We start from the raw sequence: 859 nt of genomic DNA on the forward strand, positions 1-859 counted from the left end.
TAGCGATGGCGGCCCGCAGCGGCTGACGCTGACAAGCCCCCTCGCCGGCCGCGATCCGACCGAAACGTTCGATGTGCCGGCCCTCGCGCGTGCGGTGGAGGCGGCGGGGCTCGCCGTGCCGGGGCTGCCGGCCAAGACGCTGGTGGTGGTCGAAGGGCGCCTGGGTGCGGAGCTGCCGGAGGCCGACGCGTACCTGTTCTCACATATATCCGGGGACATCGGGATCGCGGTCGCCGGAGGTCAGGGCTTTCACGATCTCGCCACCTGCGCTGCGGAGGAGGCGCCGGCCGCGATAGCAGCACTGCTGCAGGCCTTCGCCCGGACCGGATTGCGGCGAATGCGCGATCTGTCGCCCGATGACTTCAGCGCACTGGACAATGCCGTTCGGGTCGAAATCCCGACGCAGGTCCCCTCTCCCGTGCGGGAGAGGGGGCACCGTGGCGTCCCCCGATGGGCAGTGCCCTTCTCGCCGCGGGTCGGTGTCGAATGGTTGGCGCCAAGGCAGCGCATCCTCACGGTGGATGCGCCGTTCGGTCGCTGCACGGCCGATGCCCTCGACCAACTCGTGGGCCTTGCCGCCCGCCTCGGCGCCGAGGAGATCCGCCTGTCCCCGGCCCGCGGCTTCGTCGTGCTGCCGCTTCAGGATCCGTCCGCCGCAGATCTGACGGCTCTGGCCCGCAACTTCATCATCGCCCCCGATGATCCGCGGCGCAGCGTCGCCGCCTGTACGGGCGCGCCGGCCTGCGCCTCCGGATCGACGCCGACGCTCGTGGATGCCGCGCGTCTCGCGACGATGTTCGCGCCCCTCGGCCTGGAGGGGCGCTAACATCGTCGCGAGACGCGCGGCATCCACGAGCGT

The 859-nt window shown here is 71.5% G+C and carries 1 pseudogene; it reads left to right on the forward strand.

The annotated features are described in order from the left end of the window. Positions 1-826 (forward strand): annotated as a pseudogene (locus tag FV228_RS33590) (precorrin-3B synthase); the annotation flags it as partial. Between the last annotated feature and the right edge of the window lie 33 nt (positions 827-859).

Source organism: Methylobacterium sp. WL18 (genome assembly GCF_008040015.1).
In the GTDB taxonomy this organism is placed as follows: Bacteria; Pseudomonadota; Alphaproteobacteria; order Rhizobiales; family Beijerinckiaceae; genus Methylobacterium; species Methylobacterium mesophilicum.